The 17,748-nt window shown below is 68.5% G+C and carries 15 protein-coding genes and 1 pseudogene; 10 read left to right on the forward strand and 6 right to left on the reverse strand.

The window, feature by feature from the left end; all coding sequences use genetic code 11:
• Positions 1 to 97: 97 nt before the first annotated feature.
• Both ABWV53_RS14045 and ABWV53_RS14050 read right to left on the reverse strand, forming a co-directional pair.
• Complete coding sequence (locus tag ABWV53_RS14045) at positions 98 to 592, reverse strand: DUF192 domain-containing protein (RefSeq protein ID WP_502903902.1); 495 nt, start codon at positions 590 to 592, stop codon at positions 98 to 100.
• A 314-nt stretch (positions 593 to 906) separates the two neighbouring features.
• Positions 907 to 1,158 carry a hypothetical protein gene (locus ABWV53_RS14050; protein ID WP_353366764.1) on the reverse strand — a complete coding sequence of 84 codons (252 nt, stop codon included), beginning with the start codon at positions 1,156 to 1,158 and terminating at the stop codon, positions 907 to 909.
• Positions 1,159 to 1,338: 180 nt separating this feature from the next.
• Here ABWV53_RS14050 and icd point away from each other — a divergent pair, with 180 nt between their 5' ends.
• The 3 genes from icd to ABWV53_RS14065 all read left to right on the forward strand — a co-directional run bounded on the left by icd (position 1,339) and on the right by ABWV53_RS14065 (position 6,478).
• Positions 1,339 to 2,598 carry an NADP-dependent isocitrate dehydrogenase gene (gene icd / locus ABWV53_RS14055; RefSeq protein ID WP_353366765.1) on the forward strand — a complete coding sequence of 420 codons (1,260 nt, stop codon included), beginning with the start codon at positions 1,339 to 1,341 and terminating at the stop codon, positions 2,596 to 2,598.
• 133 nt (positions 2,599 to 2,731) lie between these two features.
• Entirely contained in the window at positions 2,732 to 4,969 is a 2,238-nt protein-coding gene (locus ABWV53_RS14060) for an NADP-dependent isocitrate dehydrogenase (RefSeq protein ID WP_353366766.1), read from the forward strand.
• Positions 4,970 to 5,194: 225 nt separating this feature from the next.
• Positions 5,195 to 6,478 (forward strand): phospholipase D-like domain-containing protein, encoded by a 1,284-nt coding sequence (locus tag ABWV53_RS14065; protein WP_353366767.1) that lies wholly within the window; start codon positions 5,195 to 5,197, stop codon positions 6,476 to 6,478.
• Positions 6,479 to 6,667: 189 nt separating this feature from the next.
• Here ABWV53_RS14065 and ABWV53_RS14070 read toward each other — a convergent pair whose 3' ends face one another.
• The 3 genes and pseudogenes from ABWV53_RS14070 to ABWV53_RS14080 form a co-directional block, all read right to left on the reverse strand.
• Positions 6,668 to 7,528, reverse strand: coding sequence for an alpha/beta hydrolase (locus tag ABWV53_RS14070; protein ID WP_502903913.1), 861 nt, complete (start codon positions 7,526 to 7,528; stop codon positions 6,668 to 6,670).
• Between the two features lie 233 nt (positions 7,529 to 7,761).
• Positions 7,762 to 8,087, reverse strand: a pseudogene (locus ABWV53_RS14075) (DUF2322 family protein).
• Between the two features lie 158 nt (positions 8,088 to 8,245).
• A complete protein-coding gene (locus ABWV53_RS14080; RefSeq protein WP_353366769.1) occupies positions 8,246 to 10,051 on the reverse strand; it encodes a glutamine--tRNA ligase/YqeY domain fusion protein in 1,806 nt (601 codons plus the stop codon).
• A gap of 198 nt (positions 10,052 to 10,249) precedes the next feature.
• Between ABWV53_RS14080 and ABWV53_RS14085 the strand changes: the two genes are divergently transcribed.
• From ABWV53_RS14085 to ABWV53_RS14110, 6 genes are all read left to right on the forward strand, one after another.
• Complete coding sequence (locus ABWV53_RS14085) at positions 10,250 to 10,645, forward strand: hypothetical protein (RefSeq protein ID WP_353366770.1); 396 nt, start codon at positions 10,250 to 10,252, stop codon at positions 10,643 to 10,645.
• Between the two features lie 198 nt (positions 10,646 to 10,843).
• On the forward strand, positions 10,844 to 11,287 hold the full coding sequence (gene aroQ / locus ABWV53_RS14090) for a type II 3-dehydroquinate dehydratase (RefSeq protein ID WP_353366771.1): 444 nt from the start codon (positions 10,844 to 10,846) through the stop codon (positions 11,285 to 11,287).
• Complete coding sequence (locus ABWV53_RS14095) at positions 11,284 to 12,159, forward strand: alpha/beta fold hydrolase (protein ID WP_353366772.1); 876 nt, start codon at positions 11,284 to 11,286, stop codon at positions 12,157 to 12,159. The genes aroQ and ABWV53_RS14095 overlap by 4 nt, the downstream gene beginning before the upstream one ends.
• 6 nt (positions 12,160 to 12,165) lie before the next feature.
• Complete coding sequence (arfB, locus tag ABWV53_RS14100) at positions 12,166 to 12,582, forward strand: alternative ribosome rescue aminoacyl-tRNA hydrolase ArfB (protein ID WP_353366773.1); 417 nt, start codon at positions 12,166 to 12,168, stop codon at positions 12,580 to 12,582.
• 112 nt (positions 12,583 to 12,694) lie between these two features.
• On the forward strand, positions 12,695 to 13,363 hold the full coding sequence (locus ABWV53_RS14105) for an alpha/beta hydrolase (RefSeq protein WP_353366774.1): 669 nt from the start codon (positions 12,695 to 12,697) through the stop codon (positions 13,361 to 13,363).
• A 172-nt stretch (positions 13,364 to 13,535) separates the two neighbouring features.
• Positions 13,536 to 14,471: a DUF3014 domain-containing protein gene (locus tag ABWV53_RS14110; RefSeq protein WP_353366775.1), complete on the forward strand. Its 936-nt coding sequence runs from the start codon at positions 13,536 to 13,538 to the stop codon at positions 14,469 to 14,471.
• 10 nt (positions 14,472 to 14,481) lie between these two features.
• Here ABWV53_RS14110 and ABWV53_RS14115 read toward each other — a convergent pair whose 3' ends face one another.
• Positions 14,482 to 14,952 (reverse strand): Lrp/AsnC family transcriptional regulator, encoded by a 471-nt coding sequence (locus ABWV53_RS14115; RefSeq protein WP_353366776.1) that lies wholly within the window; start codon positions 14,950 to 14,952, stop codon positions 14,482 to 14,484.
• A gap of 103 nt (positions 14,953 to 15,055) precedes the next feature.
• Here ABWV53_RS14115 and mdeB point away from each other — a divergent pair, with 103 nt between their 5' ends.
• Positions 15,056 to 17,743, forward strand: a complete 2,688-nt coding sequence (gene mdeB, locus ABWV53_RS14120) for an alpha-ketoglutarate dehydrogenase (protein ID WP_353366777.1) — start codon at positions 15,056 to 15,058, stop codon at positions 17,741 to 17,743.
• The last annotated feature ends 5 nt before the right edge of the window (positions 17,744 to 17,748 follow it).

The raw sequence follows: 17,748 nt of genomic DNA on the forward strand, positions 1-17,748 counted from the left end.
CCAAATTCTAGACGGTTGGTCTCGCGGCGCAAGCCTTTTTGTTGCAGTGCAGCAATATTAGAGGTCGCACCTCATTTTGTGCATTGAATGCGATGGGTCAACGCGCCTTGGAGAACGGAGTGCCGGACAGCTTGAATCCGGCCTTGATGCCCTTTTTCTCGAACCAGCCGAGATTCATTTCCAGCACGAACCGCACGGGCTTTTCGGAGCAGTGCGAGTCCAGCGTCTGGGGCTTCATGTCCGCCAGGTTGACGATCGTTCCGTCGTCGGCCACGAATGCCGCGGTGAGCGGCAGCAGCGTGTTCTTCATCCAGAAGCACTGGGTGGCGGGGCGCTCGAACACGAACAGCATGCCTTCCTGTGCGGGCATGGACTTGCGGAACATCAGGCCGATCTGGCGTTCCTCGGGGGTCACCGCGACCTGCGCGTCGATGCGGTGCATGCCCGCGGTGATGTCCACGCGCTGCAACTGCGTCTGCGGTTCCTGCGACAACTGGGCGTGCGCGGCCGCGCCGCAGCACAGCACGAACGCGGAGAGGACCGCGCCCATGGTGCGGCGGCGATAAAGGGAGAAGGTGTGGCTTGAAGTCATGGAGAGAGCCTGCATCAGGGAAGACCAATTGTCGAGCCGCATCATCGCCCGCACGGCCACGGCCTCGGCAAAAACCCGGCGGGCAAAGAAAAGCCCGCACGAGGCGGGCTGGATCGAAGGCACCGGCGAGGGCAAGTGCCTCTAGGGAACCTCTGCACGAATCACCGCGCCGTGTGCATCTGCGAATTCGGGCAGTCTGCGGCGTTGCAAATCCTCGCCATAGCCTCGCTATGGCTGCGGTTTGCGCCTTGCAGCCCCTCCCGATCCGCAGCGCCCACTTTCCGCTCGATTCGTGCAGAGCTTCCCTAGGAAGATCAGGCAGCTACCTTGTGCTTCTTGCTCTTCTTGTGAGCGACTTTCTTGCCGGAAGTCTTGGTGGCCTTGGCGTGGTGGTTGTGGGCCTTGGACGCTTTGTGGGCGTGGGCGGACTTGGCCTTGGGGGCGGGTGCATCCACCATGGCGGCGGCCTGTGCCTGGGGTGCGGCCTGCAGGGGGGCGGAGGTCTGAGCGAATGCGGTGGCAGTCAACAGACCAGCGGAGACCAGGACAGCGAGGAGTTTTTTCATATATGCCAGTTCCATGAGGACAGTGCTCGCGGAACAGCCCGCGAGACGCTGTTTTTAACGGATTTTCGCCTGCCTGCGTTGACAGGGAGCGCAATCCCTTTGTCGCTAGAATCCAAGGCTCGCGGACAGCTCGTCAGTGCGCACAGGCACGCGCGGAGCGCTTTCACCAGAGACCCCTACATGACCAGCTATCAGCACATCCAGGTGCCTGCCGAGGGCCAGAAGATCACCGTCAACCCCGACCTGACGCTGAACGTGCCGGACCAGCCGATCATTCCCTTCATCGAAGGAGACGGCACGGGGATCGACATCACCCCGGTGATGCTCGAGGTGGTGGATGCGGCGGTAGCCAAGGCCTACGGCGGCCAGCGCAAGATCCGCTGGATGGAGATCTTCGCGGGGGAAAAGTCCACCCGCGTCTATGGCCCCGACGTCTGGCTGCCCGACGAGACGCTGCATGCGGTGCGCGACTACGTGGTGTCCATCAAGGGCCCGCTCACCACGCCAGTCGGCGCCGGCATCCGCTCGTTGAACGTGGCGCTGCGCCAGCAGCTCGACCTGTACGTGTGCCTGCGGCCCATCCAGTATTTCGAGGGCGTGCCTTCTCCCCTGAAGGAGCCCCAGAAGACCGACATGGTGATCTTCCGCGAGAACTCGGAAGACATCTACGCCGGCATCGAGTTCGAGGCGGGCTCCGACAAGGCACTGCGGCTCATCGACTTCCTGCGCACCGAATTCGGCATCCAAAAGATCCGCTTCCCGGAGACCTCGGGCATCGGCCTGAAGCCGGTGTCCCGCGAAGGGACCGAGCGGCTGGTCCGCAAGGCCATCCAGTACGCCATCGACTATGACAAGCCCAGCGTGACGCTCGTGCACAAGGGCAACATCATGAAGTTCACCGAAGGCAGCTTCCGCGACTGGGGCTACGCCCTCGCGCAGAAGGAATTCGCGGCCGAGCTCATCGACGGCGGCCCGTGGATGAAGCTGAAGAATCCCCAAACCGGCAAGGACATCGTCGTCAAGGACAGCATCGCCGATGCGTTCCTGCAGCAGATCCTGCTTCGGCCTGCCGAATACAGCGTCATCGCCACGCTGAACCTCAACGGCGACTACATCAGCGACGCGCTGGCCGCGCAGGTCGGCGGCATCGGCATCGCGCCGGGCGCCAACATGTCCGACTCGGTCGCCATGTTCGAGGCCACGCATGGCACCGCGCCCAAGTATGCCGGCAAGGACTACGTGAACCCCGGCTCCGAGATCCTCTCCGCCGAAATGATGCTGCGGCACCTGGGCTGGTCCGAGGCGGCCGACCTCATCATCGGCGCGATGAAGAAGTCCATCCAGAGCAAGCGCGTGACCTACGACTTCGCGCGGCTGATGGAAGGCGCCACGCAGGTCAGCTGCTCGGGTTTCGGCCGGGTCATGATCGAGAACATGTGAGCCGTTCGCGGACGGCCCGTGCTGCGCGTTCGCGCCGCCCGCAGGCCCCGCCCATCCACGCCGGGCGACCATCCCGCGCATCCCTTTTTGTGTAGTGCACCCCGGGGCCCCAGGCCCCCTTCGAGGAGATTCCATGAGTAGCGAAAAGCCCACCATCATCTATACGCTGACCGACGAAGCGCCGCGCCTGGCGACGGCCTCGTTCCTGCCGATCGTGCGGACCTTCACGGCACCCGCCGGCATCGACGTGGTCGAGAGCGACATTTCCGTCGCCGCGCGGGTCCTGGGCGAATTTCCGGAGTACCTCAAGGACGACCAGAAGGTGCCCAACACCCTGACCGAACTCGGCAAGAAGACGCTCGAGCCCGACGCCAACATCATCAAGCTGCCCAACATCAGTGCTTCGGTCTCGCAGCTGATGGCCTGCATCAAGGAACTGCAGGGCAAGGGCTACGCCATTCCCGATTTTCCCGAAGATCCGAAGACGGACGAGGAAAAGGCCGTGCGCGCCCGCTATGCGCGCTGCATCGGCAGCGCCGTGAACCCCGTGCTGCGCGAAGGCAACTCCGACCGCCGCGCGCCCAAGGCCGTCAAGGAATACGCCCGCAAGAATCCGCATTCGATGGCCGAGTGGAGCCAGGCCTCGCGCTCGCACGTCTCGCACATGCACCATGGCGACTTCTATCATGGCGAAAAGTCCATGACGCTGGACAAGGCCCGCGACGTGAAGATGGAGCTGGTGACCGACAGCGGCAAGACCATCGTGCTCAAGCCGAAGGTGTCGCTCAAGGACGGCGAGATCATCGACAGCATGTTCATGAGCAAGAAGGCCTTGCTGGAGTTCTACGAAAAGGAAATCGAGGACGCGCACAAGACCGGCGTGATGTTCTCGCTGCACGTCAAGGCCACCATGATGAAGGTGTCGCACCCCATCGTCTTCGGCCACTGCGTGCGCATCTTCTACAAGGACGCGTTCGAAAAACACGCCAAACTGTTCGAAGAGCTGGGCGTGAACGTCAACAACGGCATGGTGAACCTGTACGACAAGATCGCCACGTTGCCAAGCGCCAAGCAGGACGAGATCAAGCGCGACCTGCACGCCTGCCACGAGCACCGCCCCGAGCTGGCGATGGTCGATTCCGCCAAGGGCATCACCAATTTCCATTCGCCCAACGACGTGATCGTGGATGCCTCCATGCCCGCCATGATCCGCAACGGCGGCAAGATGTGGGGCGCCGATGGCCGCCTGAAGGACGTGAAGGCCGTGATGCCCGAATCGACTTTCGCCCGCATCTACCAGGAGATCATCAACTTCTGCAAGTGGCACGGCGCCTTCGATCCCAAGACCATGGGCACGGTGCCCAACGTGGGCCTGATGGCCCAGCAGGCCGAGGAGTACGGCTCGCACGACAAGACCTTCGAAGTGCCCGAAGGCGGCCAGGCGAATATCGTCGACCTGGCCACCGGCGAAGTGCTGCTGAGCCAGACCGTGGAGCAGGGCGACATCTGGCGCATGTGCCAGGTCAAGGACGCGCCGATCCAGGACTGGGTGAAGCTGGCCGTCACGCGCGCCCGCAACTCCGGCATGCCGGCCGTGTTCTGGCTCGACCCGTACCGTCCGCATGAAAACGAAGTGATCAAGAAGGTCAAGAAGTACCTGAAGGACCACGACACCACCGGCCTGGACATCCAGATCATGAGCCAGGTGCGCGCCATGCGCTACACGCTGGAGCGCGTGATCCGCGGCCTGGACACCATCTCGGTCACCGGCAACATCCTGCGCGACTACCTCACCGACCTGTTCCCGATCATGGAACTGGGCACCAGCGCCAAGATGCTCTCCATCGTGCCGCTGATGGCCGGTGGCGGCATGTACGAAACGGGCGCCGGCGGCTCGGCCCCCAAGCACGTGCAGCAGCTGGTGGAAGAGAACCACCTGCGCTGGGATTCGCTGGGCGAGTTCCTGGCGCTGGCGGTGAGCCTGGAAGACCTGGGCCTGAAGGAGAACAACGCGCAGGCCAAGGTGCTGGCCAAGACGCTGGACCTGGCCACCGGCAAGCTGCTGGACAACAACAAGAACCCCAGCCCCAAGACCGGCCAGCTCGACAACCGCGGCAGCCAGTTCTACCTGGCGCTGTATTGGGCCGAGGAGCTGGCCGCGCAGACGGAAGACACCGCGCTGCAAGCAAGGTTCGCGCCGCTGGCCAAGGCCCTGGCGGACAACGAGAAGACGATCGTCGAAGAACTGAACCAGGTGCAGGGCAAGCCGGTGGACATCGGCGGCTACTACCAGCCCGACGCCGCCAAGCTGGAAACCGTGATGCGCCCCAGCAAGACGCTGAACGAGCTGCTCGCCAAGGTGGCGGCCTGACGTTCGCACGCGGCGGCCCGCCTGGCCGCCGGACGTGGGCCACACCCGCGCCGCACCCTTCAAAGAAACCCGCTTCGGCGGGTTTTTTCATGGGCCGCGCTTGTCATCACCCGCCTGCGCGGGCTGGTGCTGGCTGGCGGGTGCGAGCGCTCGAAGCCGCGAAGGCAGCGCTGTAACGCTGTCCACCTACAGGCCGCGCGTGGGGGGCCGCTGACAATCCCCGCCATGCAAAAGACCCGCAGCACGACAGGCATCGTACTTCTCACCTTCGTCGTGACCGTGGCTCTGGTGCTGCTGGCGCTCAACTTCACCGCTGGCGAGAAGCAGGTGCAGCAGCAGCTGCCGCGCCTCTATGGCACCGCCAGCCCGCAGTTCGACCGAGCGATGGGCAACCTGCTCGGCCCCGGCGTTCTGGGCGGCAACGAGGTGATCGATCTGCAGAACGGCGACCAGATCTTTCCCGCCATGCTGGCCGCCATCCGCTCGGCCCAGCGCACCGTCACCTTCGAGACCTACATCTACTGGTCGGGCGACATCGGCAAGCAGTTTGCCGACGCCCTGAGCGAGCGGGCCCGCGCCGGCGTGAAGGTGCACGTGCTGCTGGACTGGGTGGGCAGCGCCAAGATGGAGGAAAGCTACCTCGACGAGATGAAGCAGGCCGGCGTGCGCATAGAGAAGTTCCACGAGCCGCACTGGTACAACCTGGCCCGCCTGAACAACCGCACCCACCGCAAGCTGCTCATCGCCGATGGCGCCATCGGCTTCACCGGGGGCGTCGGCATCGCGCCAGAATGGACCGGCAATGCGCAGGGCCCCGAGCACTGGCGCGACACGCACTACCAAGTGCGCGGCCCGGCCGTTGCCCACATGCAGGCGACCTTTCTCGACAACTGGCTCAAGGTGACGGGCGAGGTGCTGCACGGCGACGCGTACTTTCCCGCGCTGGCGCCGGTGGGCCCGCACCGCGCGCAGATGTTCTCCAGCTCGCCTTCCAGTGGCAGCGAGAGCATGCAGCTCATGTACCACATGGCCGTCACGGCAGCCGACCAGAGCATCGACCTGTCGGCCGCCTACTTCGTGCCCGACGAGCTGACGATGAAGCTGCTGATGGACGCACTGCAGCGCGGTGTGCGGCTGCGCATCGTCACGCCGGGCGAGCACACCGATACCGAGACGGTGAAGGCCGCCTCCCGCGCCACCTGGGGCGAGCTGCTGCAGGCGGGCGCCGAGATCTACGAGTTCCGCCCGACCATGTACCACTGCAAGGTCATGATCGTGGACCAGCGCATGGTGTCGGTGGGTTCCACCAATTTCGACAACCGCTCGTTTCGGCTGAACGACGAAGCCAACCTCAACGTCTACGACGAAGCCTTCGCCCGCCGCCAGGCCGTGGTGTTCGAGCAGGACGTGGCCCGCTCCCACCGCGTCACCTACGACGAATGGCTGAATCGGCCGTGGAAGGAAAAGCTGGCCGAGAAGCTGGCGAGCCTGCTCGAATCGCAGCTCTGACGCAGCGGTGCGGCGCTGCTGGCGCCTGGGGAACCCCTGCACGAATCACCGCGCCGTGTGCATCTGCGGATTCGGGCAGTCTGGAGCGTTGCCAATCATGCCATAGCTTCGCTAAAAGCTGCGGTTTGCGCCTTGCAGCCCCTCCCGATCCGCAGCGCCCACTTTCCGCTCGATTCGTGCAGAGCTTCCCTAGCGCGCTACCACCGGCGGCGTGCTCTGGATGAAGGCCACCACGTCGTCCAGCACGGGTGCGACCCAGCGCAGCGGCCAGGCGAAGGCGCCGATCAGCGTGGTGTGGCTCGCGCCCGGGTACGTCCGCAGGGTGACGGGCGTGCCCGCTGCCGCCAGCCTGGCGGCCAGCTGGCGGGTGCTGCGTTCCGGGCTGACCAGGCTGTCCTTTGTAGGTGCGCCCACGAAAGTCGGTCGCGCGCGGGTCTGCGTGAATTCGATGGGTTGGGCGCGGGGCGGATAGTGCGGATGGAAGAACACCGGCTGCGCATCCGGGTTGTCGGTCGGAAAGAAGTCGTACGGGCCGGCCAGACCGATCCAGCCCGCCAGGTCTTGCGGAGCATGGCGGTTCGCGGCCAGCCAGCGGGCGTCGAGCGCGACCATCGCCGCGTTATAGCCGCCTGCGCTGTGGCCCATCACGAACACCCGCTTCGGGTCGCCGCCCCATTGCGCGGCGTGGTCGAGGCCGAAGGCCACCGCCTGCGCGCTGTCCTCGACGAAATCGGGGTAGCGCACTTCGGGGTAGAGGCGGTAGTCGGCCACCAGCGTCAGCACGCCCCGGGCGGACAGGGCTTCGCCCAGGAAGCGGTAGTCGCCGCGTTCGCCGCTGTTCCACGAGCCGCCATAGAAGAACACCACCACCGGCCAGCCACCGGCGGGCGCGGCGGCGAGCGGGCGGTACACGTCCAGCCGCTGCCGGGGGAGCCCGCCATAGGCCACGTCGGCCTGCAAGGTGTGGCTGCCGCGGGCCGTCACCGCGTTCAGCGTGCCGACGTCGGAGCAGCCGCCCAACCAAAGGGCCAGCGCGGCGGCGCCGGCCATGGAGAGGGCGGCGCGGCGCCAGGTGATGCAAGGGGGAGGGGTCAAGGGCGGCTCCGGTGGTGCGTCCGGGGCCGGCCCGCACGGCCGGCGCGCTGGGTGCGTGTGCCGGCGCGGGCCATTGTCCGCCTGGGCCGCGCGCGGTGCCGTCGGATGCCGGCCCGCCCCGGGGTGGGTGGCGGTCTCCCGCTGCCACCGGGTCAGTGCGCGCAGCCTGGCGACTCAGGCGCCGGGACTCAGGCGTCGGTCTTGCGGGTTGCCTTCACGCCGTACACCGCCGTGCCGTCCGCCCAGGCCAGCAGGCGGTCGATGTTCGGGTGCTTGCCCGGTGGGCCTTCGCGTCGGCCGTGTGCTCGGCATACCACTCCAGGCCCAGGCGGGCGGCGGCCGGTGTGACGACGCCGCCGTACAAGGCGGCCAGCGCGTGGTACACGGCCACCGAGCCGGCCTGGCCCGGCTTGTTTTCCAGCGTGGCCACCGGCTGGCCCGTGGGGTCGGTCAGTTCGATGGAGGCGATGTGGGTGGCGGCGGGCAGTTGCTGCAGGCGATCGGAGAATTGCATGGTCGAATCGGGCTCGGTTTCAAGTCAAAAATGGCTCCAGCGCTTGATTTATAAGCGCATATGGCTATAAAAAATATAGCATCCGGATGCCGGGAAGGCGGCGCCGCCGGCCCAGGCCGGGGTGCCATCACACTCAGTGGTGCAGCGAGCGGCAGGCGTTACTTGCCCCAGCTGTCCTTCAGCCCGGTCACGCGGTTGAACACCGGCCGGGCCGGCGTGTGGTCCTGCCGGTCCGCCACGAAGTAGCCGAAGCGCTCGAACTGGAACTTCTGGTCGGGCCGGGCCTGCGCCAGCGAGGGCTCGACGTAGGCCGTCACCACCTTCAGGCTGTTCGGGTTCAGCAGCGCGAGGAAGTCCTTGCCGCCCGCGTCCGGCTGCGCATCGGTGAACAGCCGGTCATAGAGGCGCACCTCGGCGGGCACGCCGTCGGCCACGCCCACCCAGGTGATGGCGGCCTTCACCTTGACCGTGTCGGCGCCGGGCGTGCCGCTCTTGGTGTCCGGCACCACGGTCGCCAGCACCTGGGTCACGCGGCCTTCGGCGTCCTTCTCGCAGCCCGTGCATTCGATCACGTAGCCGCCCTTCAGGCGCACCTTGTTGCCCGGGAAGAGCCGCTTGTAGCCCTTGGGCGGCGCTTCCTCGAAGTCTTCCCGCTCGATCCACACCTCGCGGCCCAGGGTGAAGTGGCGCACGGGCGCTTCCACGCCCTCGGGCGGGTGGGGCAGGGCGGGCATGCTGCAGGCTTCCAGGTGGCCGGCGCCCATCACCTCGTCCCAGTTGGTCAGCACCAGCTTGACGGGGTCGAGCACGGCCATGCCGCGGTGGGCCTTGTTCTCCAGGTCTTCCCGCAGGCAGCCTTCCAGCGTGCCGTAGTCGATCCAGGAATAGTCCTTGGTCACGCCGATGCGCTCGCAAAACAGCCGGATCGCCTCGGGCGTGTAGCCGCGCCGGCGCAGGCCCACGATGGTGGGCATGCGCGGGTCGTCCCAGCCGCTGACGATGCCGCTGTCCACCAGGTGCTTGAGCTTGCGCTTGCTGGTGACCACGTAGGTCAGGTTCAGCCGGGCGAATTCGTACTGGCGCGGCTGCGGTGCGGCGATGAGGCCGCCCTGCACCAGCCGGTCCATCAGCCAGTCGTAGAACGGGCGCTGGTCTTCGAATTCCAGCGTGCAGATGCTGTGGGTGATGTGCTCCAGCGCGTCCTCGATCGGATGCGCAAAGGTGTACATCGGGTAAATGCACCACTGGTTGCCGGTGTTGTGGTGTTCGGCGTGCTTGATGCGGTAGATGGCCGGGTCGCGCAGGTTGATGTTGGGCGACGCCATGTCGATCTTGGCGCGCAGCACGGCCGCGCCGTCGGGCAGCTGCCCGGCCTTCATCTCGCGAAAGCGCGCCAGGTTCTCGGCCGGCGTGCGGGTGCGGAAGGGGCTGTCCACGCCCGGCTTGCCGAAGTCGCCCCGGTTGGCGCGCATCTCGTCGGGCGTCTGCTCATCGACGTAGGCGTGCCCCGTCTCGATCAAATGCTCCGCCGCGCGGTACATGAAGTCGAAATAATTGCTGGCGTAGTACAGGTGCTCGGTGCCGTGGGCCTGCCAGTCGAACCCCAGCCAGTGGACGGCGTCGATGATGGCATCGACGTATTCCTGGTCTTCCTTCTCCGGATTGGTGTCGTCGAAGCGCAGGTGGCAGACACCGCCGTAGTCGGCCGCGAGGCCGAAGTTCAGGCAGATGCTCTTGGCATGGCCCACGTGCAGGTAGCCGTTGGGCTCGGGCGGAAAGCGGGTGCGGATACGCGCCGGATCGGGCTGGCCGGCCGCGTGGTGCGCCGCGTCGCCCGGGGTGCCGCCCCAGCGCGCCTGGGCATGCGTGCCCTGAGACAGGTCGGTTTCGATGATCTGCCGCAGGAAATTGCTGGGCCGGGCGGTGTCAGGAGAAGAAGTGTCTGGGGAGGAGGGGGAGCTCATCGCCTCATTTTAGGCGGCGCCCACCCCGGTGCCGGGCCCGCCGGCTTACCGGACGACACACTCGGGCTACGTCCGGAAACAAGATTGCAAAGCGTTTGTGCCATCCTTTTGGCTACCTGGCGCGTTGTGGGTGTGTTCCAGGTCTTTGAGGGCGCGTGCCGGCAGGCGGCGCTACCACCTACGAAAAAGGAGATTTCCATGACTCGACGCCTTACTTTCCGCGCTCTGGCCGCATCCGCCGGCGTGGGGCTGGCCCTGCTGGCTGGCGCCGGGGCCGCGCATGCGCGCAGCGACGTGCACTGGTCCATCGGCGTGGGCGTGCCGGGCGTGGTGATCGGTGGCTCCAACAGCTACTACAGCCCGCCACCCGTCTACTACGCGCCACCGCGCCCGATCTACTACGCCCCCCCGCCGGTCGTCTACACGCCGCCTCCGCCGGTCTACTACCGCCCGCCGCGCCCCGTGTACTACGCGCCGCCCGTGGTCGTCAGCCCGCCTGCCTACGGCGGCTACTACTACCGCGAAGGCTATCGGGGCGACCGCGGCCCCGGCCACCGGCATGGGCACGGCCACGGTCCACGCGACTGGCGCTGAAAACCCCTCCTGGCAGATTCGCGCACTTGGCAAGCGGCCCTCGGGGCCGCTTTTTCGTGGGCGGTCGCAAGCCCGCCCGCCAGCCGGCTGCGGCGTCGGGCCCGCCGGCCACCGGTGGGGGCGCCTTCATAATCGCCGCTTCGGCCACCCGTGCCCGCTCAGGGTGGCGCTGTCCAGCCTGCCACCCCCCGTCATCGCATGAAAACCGTCTTCGTCCTCAATGGCCCCAACCTGAACCTGCTGGGAACGCGCGAGCCAGCCGTGTACGGCGCGCAGACCCTGGCCGACGTGGAGCAGCTCTGCGCTGCCGCCTGCGCCCGCCACGGCTTTCGGCTCGAATTCCGCCAGAGCAACCATGAAGGCGTGCTGGTGGACTGGATCCACGAAGCCGGCCGCCTGCATGCCGCGGGCGAACTGGCCGGCCTGGTGTTCAATGCCGGCGCCTACACCCACACCAGCGTGGCGCTGGCCGATGCGGTGAAGGGCACCGGCGTCACCCTGATCGAGCTGCACATCAGCAACGTGCATGCGCGGGAGGCCTTCCGCCACCATTCGTACCTCGCGCCCGTCGCCCGGGCGGTCATGTGCGGGCTGGGCGTGCAGGGCTACCCGCTGGCCATCGACGCCCTGGCGGGCCTGTGACGGCGCCGGCCGCCCCGCACTCCGAGGTCGCCCGGCTGCAGGCGCTGGCCCGGGGCCATGCCACGCCCTGCGGCGGCGGCCAGACGGTCTGGCATGCCTGGGGCGGCGACGCCCGTACGCCCGGGCTGCCGCCCCTCGTGCTGCTGCACGGCGGCAGCGGCAGCTGGACGCATTGGGTGCGCAACATCGAAGGCCTGGTCGCTGCCGGCCGCAGCGTGTGGATTCCCGACCTGCCGGGTTTCGGCGATTCGGCCCTGCCGGATGGCGGCTTCGATGCCGACGCCATCGTGGCGCCGCTGGCGAGCGGCCTGCGCGAGCTGTTCGGCGGCGAGCCGGTCGATCTGGTGGGTTTCTCGTTCGGCGGCCTCACGGCGGGCCTGCTGCTGGCGGAACACCCGGCGCTCGCCCGCCAGCTGGTGCTGGTGGGCGCCCCGGCCATGGGCGTGGTGCCCCGGCGGCAGTTCCAACTCAAGGCCTGGCGCCATCTGCCGCCGTACGAGCAGGTCGATGTGCACCGCCACAACCTGGCCGCGCTGATGCTGCACGACACGGGGCTGATCGACGGCCTGGCGCTCGAGCTGCACATCGCCAACGTGCTGCGCGACCGCATGCCGCGCCGGCGGCTGGCCCACACCGACCTGCTGGCCCGCTCGCTGCCGCGCGTGGCCTGCCCGGTGCACGCCATCTACGGTGCGCGGGACGCGCTCTACAAGGAATGGATCTCGGCGCTGGAAGGCGCCTACGCCGCCGCCGCGCCCGACTTCCGCGGCCTGGCGCTGATCGACGATGCCGGCCACTGGGTGCAGTTCGAGCGGCCCGATGCCTTTCTGACCGCACTGCGGGCCGCGCTGCAGGCCGGCGCGCCCACCTGAACCGCCATGGAACGCCAGCCGCTGGTGCTGATCGACGAGCGCGAGGTGCAGTGGACGGCGGTGCGCGCCCAGGGGGCGGGCGGGCAGAACGTGAACAAGGTCTCCAGCGCCGTGCACCTGCGCTTCGACATCGCGGCGTCTTCCCTGCCCGATGAAGTGAAGGAGCGGTTGCTGGCCCTGCGCGACAGCCGGCTGACGCAGGAGGGCGTCTTCGTGCTGAAGGCCCAGCAGTTCCGCACGCAGGAGGCCAACCGCCTCGACGCCCTGCGGCGGCTGCAGGAGGTGGTGGACGCCGCGGCCGTGGCACCGAAGGCCCGCCGCGCCACCAAGCCCACCTATTCGTCCCGCCTGCGCCGGCTGGAGTCGAAGACCCAGCGCTCCAGCGTGAAGGCGCTGCGCGGCCGGGTGCGCGATGGCGGCTGAAGCGGTCGGCGCCGCGTTGCAATCCCGCGTTGCAAAACCGCACCGCAATGGTGCTTGAATGGGGCGGGTCACGACCCACCTCTGGGGTTTGACCGAATTCTCGACCGCCACCATGCCGAATCTGGATCTGCCGCTCTCCCACCTGTACCGCCCGCCCGCCGCCGCCACGCCCGAGCCCTGGCTTTTGGTGCTGATGCATGGCGTGGGCAGCAACGAAGAAGACCTGTTCGGACTGGCCGGCTTCGTGCCCGCGCCTTTCCATGTGCTGAGCCTGCGCGCCCCCTACCGCATGGGACCGAATGCGAATGCCTGGTTCGAATTCACCGTGGAGCCCGACGGCCGCCGCGCCATCAACGAGCCGCAGGAGCTCGCCAGCCGCGCCCTGGTGGCCCAGACGGTGGAGACCGCCGCCCGCCAGCTGAGCGTGCCCGCCGGGCGCGTGGTGGTGGGCGGCTTCAGCCAGGGCGGCATCATGGCGCTCACGCTGCTGCTGACCCGGCCCGCCGCGCTGCAGGGCGCCCTGGTGCTGCACAGCCGCCTGCTGCCCCAGGCCCTGCCGCACGCCGCGCCGGCGGCCCAGTTGGCCGGCAAAGAGCTCTGGGTGAGCCACGGCGTGCAGGACAACGTCATCGCGCTGGCCAGCGCGCACGCCATCCGCGACCACGCGGGCAGCCTGCCGCTGGCGCTCACCTACCGCGAGTACCAGAGCCTGCACGAGCTGCGGCCCGACGAGGTGCGGGACGCCATGGCCTGGCTGCAGCAACTGGCCACCCGTTCATAGTGTTTCAGGGCTCCCGCGCTTGATATTCCTGGGTATTGTGCTATCTAATCAATAGCAAGCGCAGGTATTCGACGCTGCAGGGGAACGCCGGGCCGCTTCGGGTGTCGCACTGCTGCGGCGGCTGCTGCCCGGATCGCCGCATCGACACCGCCGACCATGAAAGGACCGAGCCATGCCTGAACGCGAACCGACCGACCCCTACCGCCCCCGGCCCCGGCCGGCCTCCGGCTCCTGGGCGCTGCCGGCGGTGCTGGCCGTCGCTGTGGCGGCCGGCGCGGGCTGGTTGTTCTGGTGGCGGCCGGCGCATGCGCCCGTGGCGCCGCCCGTCGCCGCCGCGCCGCAGCCGGAGCCCGCCGCCGTGGCACCGCCTGCCGCCGCGCCCGCATCGGCGCCGCTCGCCGCGGCATCGGGCCCGCAGAACCGGGTCGATGCGCTGGCGCCGCCGGCGGCCGACCTGCCGGCGCTGGCGGATTCCGACGCGCACGTCGCCCGGGCGCTGGGCGACCTGCTGGGCAGCCAGAAGGTGGCCTCCTTCCTGCAGGTGGACGGCTTCGTGCGCCGCGTGGTCGCCACGGTGGACAACCTGGCGCGGCCGCAGGCCGCCTCGCGCCTCTGGCCCGTGCAGCCCGCGCCCGACCGCTTTTTGGTCGAAGGCCCGGCCGACGCGCAGACCCAGACCATCGCCCCGGCCAACGCGGCCCGCTACGGCGCCTTCGTCGCCTTCGCCGAATCGGTGCCCAAGGACGGCGCGGTCAAACTCTATGCGCAGCTCTATCCGCTCTTCCAGGCGGCCTACGAAGAGCTGGGCTACCCCGGCAAATACTTCAACGACCGGCTCGTCGCCGTGCTGGACCACCTCGTCGCCACGCCCGAGCCGCGCGGCCCGCTGCTGGTGCAGCTCACCCGCGTGCAGGGCGAGGTGCCTTCCACCCGGCCCTGGGTGCGCTACGAGTTTGCCGACCCGAAGCTGGAGGCGCTCTCCAGCGGCCAGAAGATGCTGCTGCGCATCGGGCCGGATAACGCCCGCCGGCTCAAGGCCGTGCTGTCGGACGTGCGCAAGCGCGTGGCGACCGGCGGCGCCGTGCCGCGCCCGGCACCGGCCGGCTGACCGGCGCGGGTCAGCCCGGGCCCGGCAGCGGCAGCGCGGTCTTGTAGCGCACCTGTTTCAGCGCGAAGCTGGAACGGATCTTCTCGATGCCGGGAATGGGCGTGAGCTGCTCCAGGATGAAGCGTTCCAGCGCGCCGATGTCCGCCACCGCCACGCGGATGAGGTAGTCCGAGTCGCCGCTCATCAAGTAGCACTCCATCACCTCGTCGTGCTCCGCGATGCGGCGCTCGAAGTCGGCCAGCGCCGTCTTGGCCTGCGACTTCAGGCTGATGTTGATGAACACGTTCAGCCCCAGGCCCAGCGCGGCGGCATTGGCCAGCGCCACGTAGCGGGCGATCACGCCGGCGGCCTCCAGCGCCTTGACGCGGGCCAGGCACGGCGAGGGCGACAGGTGCACGCGGCGGGCCAGCTCCACGTTCGACAGCGATCCGTCGGCCTGCAGCTCCGCCAAAATGCGCAAATCCAGTGCATCGAGTTTCATCTGCCGCATTTTAGGAATGGGGCGGCAGAAGATGCCGCGATCGCGGGTTAATCACAGGCTGCAACAGCCGCTCATGCCGCGCCGCCGCCGATACAGTGGCCGGATGAACGCACCGCTGCCGCTCCAAGCCCTGGCCCTCCCTCCCGAAGCCGCCCCGGACACCGACCCGCAGGAAACCGCCGAATGGCGCGACGCCTTCCTGGCGCTGGTGGCCGCCCACGGCCCGGAGCGCGCCCGCTTCGTGCTCGATGAGCTGGCCGCGCTGGCCCGCCAGCAGCGCACCGGCTGGCAGCCTACGCTGAACACGCCCTATGTGAACACCGTGGCGGTGGAGGCGCAGCCGGTCTTTCCGGGCGACCTCGCCATCGAGGAGCGGCTGGCCTCGCTGATGCGCTGGAACGCGCTGGCGATGGTGGTGCGCGCCAACCAGGCCGAGATGGGCGGATCGAGCGAGCTGGGCGGGCACATCGCCAGCTATGCCAGCGCGGCCGATCTGTTCGAGGCCGGCTTCAACCACTTCTTCCGCGCCCGGGAGGGCACGGCGCCGGGCCAGCACCGGGGCGACCTGGTGTTCTTCCAGCCACACAGCGCGCCGGGCGTCTATGCCCGGGCGTACCTGGAAGGGCGGCTCACCGAACGCGACCTGCAGCACTACCGCCAGGAGATCACCGCGCCGCAAGAGGGCGCGCAGGGCCTTTCGAGCTACCCGCACCCCTGGCTCATGCCCGACTTCTGGCAGTTCCCGACCGGCTCGATGGGCATCGGCCCGATCAGCAGCATCTACCACGCGCGCTTCATGCGCTACCTCACGCACCGCCAGTTGCTCGACTGCCAGCAGCGCAAGGTGTGGGGCGTGTTCGGCGATGGCGAGATGGACGAGCCGGAAAGCATGAGCGCGCTGACGCTGGCCGCCCGCGAGGGGCTGGACAATCTGGTCTGGGTGGTCAACTGCAACCTGCAGCGGCTCGATGGCCCGGTGCGCGGCAACGGCCGCGTCATCGACGAGCTGGAGCGGCTCTTCGCCGGCGCGGGCTGGAACGTGGTCAAGCTGCTCTGGGGCAGCGACTGGGACGGGCTCTTCGCCCGCGACCTCACCGGCACGCTCGCCCGCACGCTGGGCGGCACGGTCGATGGGCAGATGCAGACCTTCGCCGCCAAGGACGGGCGCTTCAACCGCGACCATTTCTTCGGCCAGTCGCCCGAGCTGGTGGCGCTGGCCCAGGGCCTGACCGACGAGCAGATCGACCGCCTGAAGCGCGGCGGCCACGACCTGGTGAAGATCCACGCCGCCTATGCGGCCGCAGCGGCCCATCGCGGCCAGCCCACCGTCATCCTGGCCCACACCAAGAAGGGCTACGGCATGGGCGCGGCGGGGCAGGGCAAGATGACCACGCACAGCCAGAAGAAGTTCGATGGAGGCGACCTGATCGAATTCCGCAACCGCTTCAACCTGCCGCTCACCGACGCGCAGGCCACGGGTCTGGCCTTCTACCGCCCGGCCGAGGACAGCCCGGAGATGCAATACCTGCACACGCGCCGCCAGGCCCTGGGCGGCGCGCTGCCGCGCCGCGAGACGGCCTGCGACACCGTGCCGGTGCCGCCGCTGGCGCAGTACGCGCAGTTCGCGCTGCAGCCGCAGGGCAAGGAGATGAGCACCACCATGGCCTTCGTGCGCATGCTGGGGGCGCTGCTGAAGGACGCGCAGCTGGGCCCGCGCATCGTGCCCATCGTGGCCGACGAGGCGCGCACCTTCGGCATGGCCAACCTCTTCAAGCAGGTGGGCATCTACAGCAGCGTGGGCCAGCGCTACGCGCCGGAAGACATCGGCTCGGTGCTGCCCTACCGCGAGGCGCTCGACGGCCAGATCCTGGAAGAAGGCATCAGCGAGGCCGGCGCCATCGCCAGCTGGACGGCCGCCGCCACCAGCTACAGCGTGCATGGCCTGGCGATGCTGCCGTTCTACATCTACTACTCCATGTTCGGCTTCCAGCGGGTGGGCGACGCCATCTGGGCTGCCGCTGACCAGCGGGCGCGGGGCTTTCTGCTGGGCGCCACGTCGGGCCGCACCACGCTGGGTGGCGAGGGGCTGAAGCACCAGGACGGCTCCAGCCACCTGGTGGCCGCCACCATCCCGAACTGCAAGGCCTACGACCCGGCCTACGCGGGCGAGCTGGCCGTGATCGTGGAGGCCGGCATGCGCCAGATGCTGGTCGAGCAGCAGGACGTCTTCTACTACGTCACGCTCATGAACGAGAACTACGCCCAGCCCGACCTGCCTGCGGACGCGGCCGAGGGCGTGCTGCGCGGTTGCTATGTTTTCAATAGCTGGATGCGTCCGACCGACGGGCGCGAGCGGCCGATTTCGCCTGAAGAATCCGTCACGCTGCTCGGCTCCGGCGCCATCCTGACCGAGGTGGTGCAGGCCGCACGGCAGCTGGCCGCCGAGGGCATTGATGTCACCGTGGTCAGCGTCACCAGCTGGAGCGAGCTGGCCCGCGACGGCATCGCCTGCGAGCAGCGCGCCCTGGCGGGCGAGGCCGCGCCCGGCACGCCCTGGCTGACCCAGGTGCTGGCCGGCACCCGCGGCCCCGTCATCGCCGCGACCGACTACGTGCGGGCCGTGCCGGACAGCGTGCGCGCCTTCGTGCCGGCGGGCCGCCGCTACCTCACGCTGGGCACCGACGGCTTCGGCCGCAGCGATACGCGGGCGGCGCTGCGCCGCTACTTCGGCGTGGAGGCCGCGCACGTCGCGCAGGTGGCGCGGCAGTGCCTGGGCGCAGCGCCGGCCTGATTCCA

Source organism: Acidovorax sp. FG27, assembly GCF_040365715.1.
Taxonomy (GTDB): Bacteria; Pseudomonadota; Gammaproteobacteria; order Burkholderiales; family Burkholderiaceae_C; genus Paracidovorax.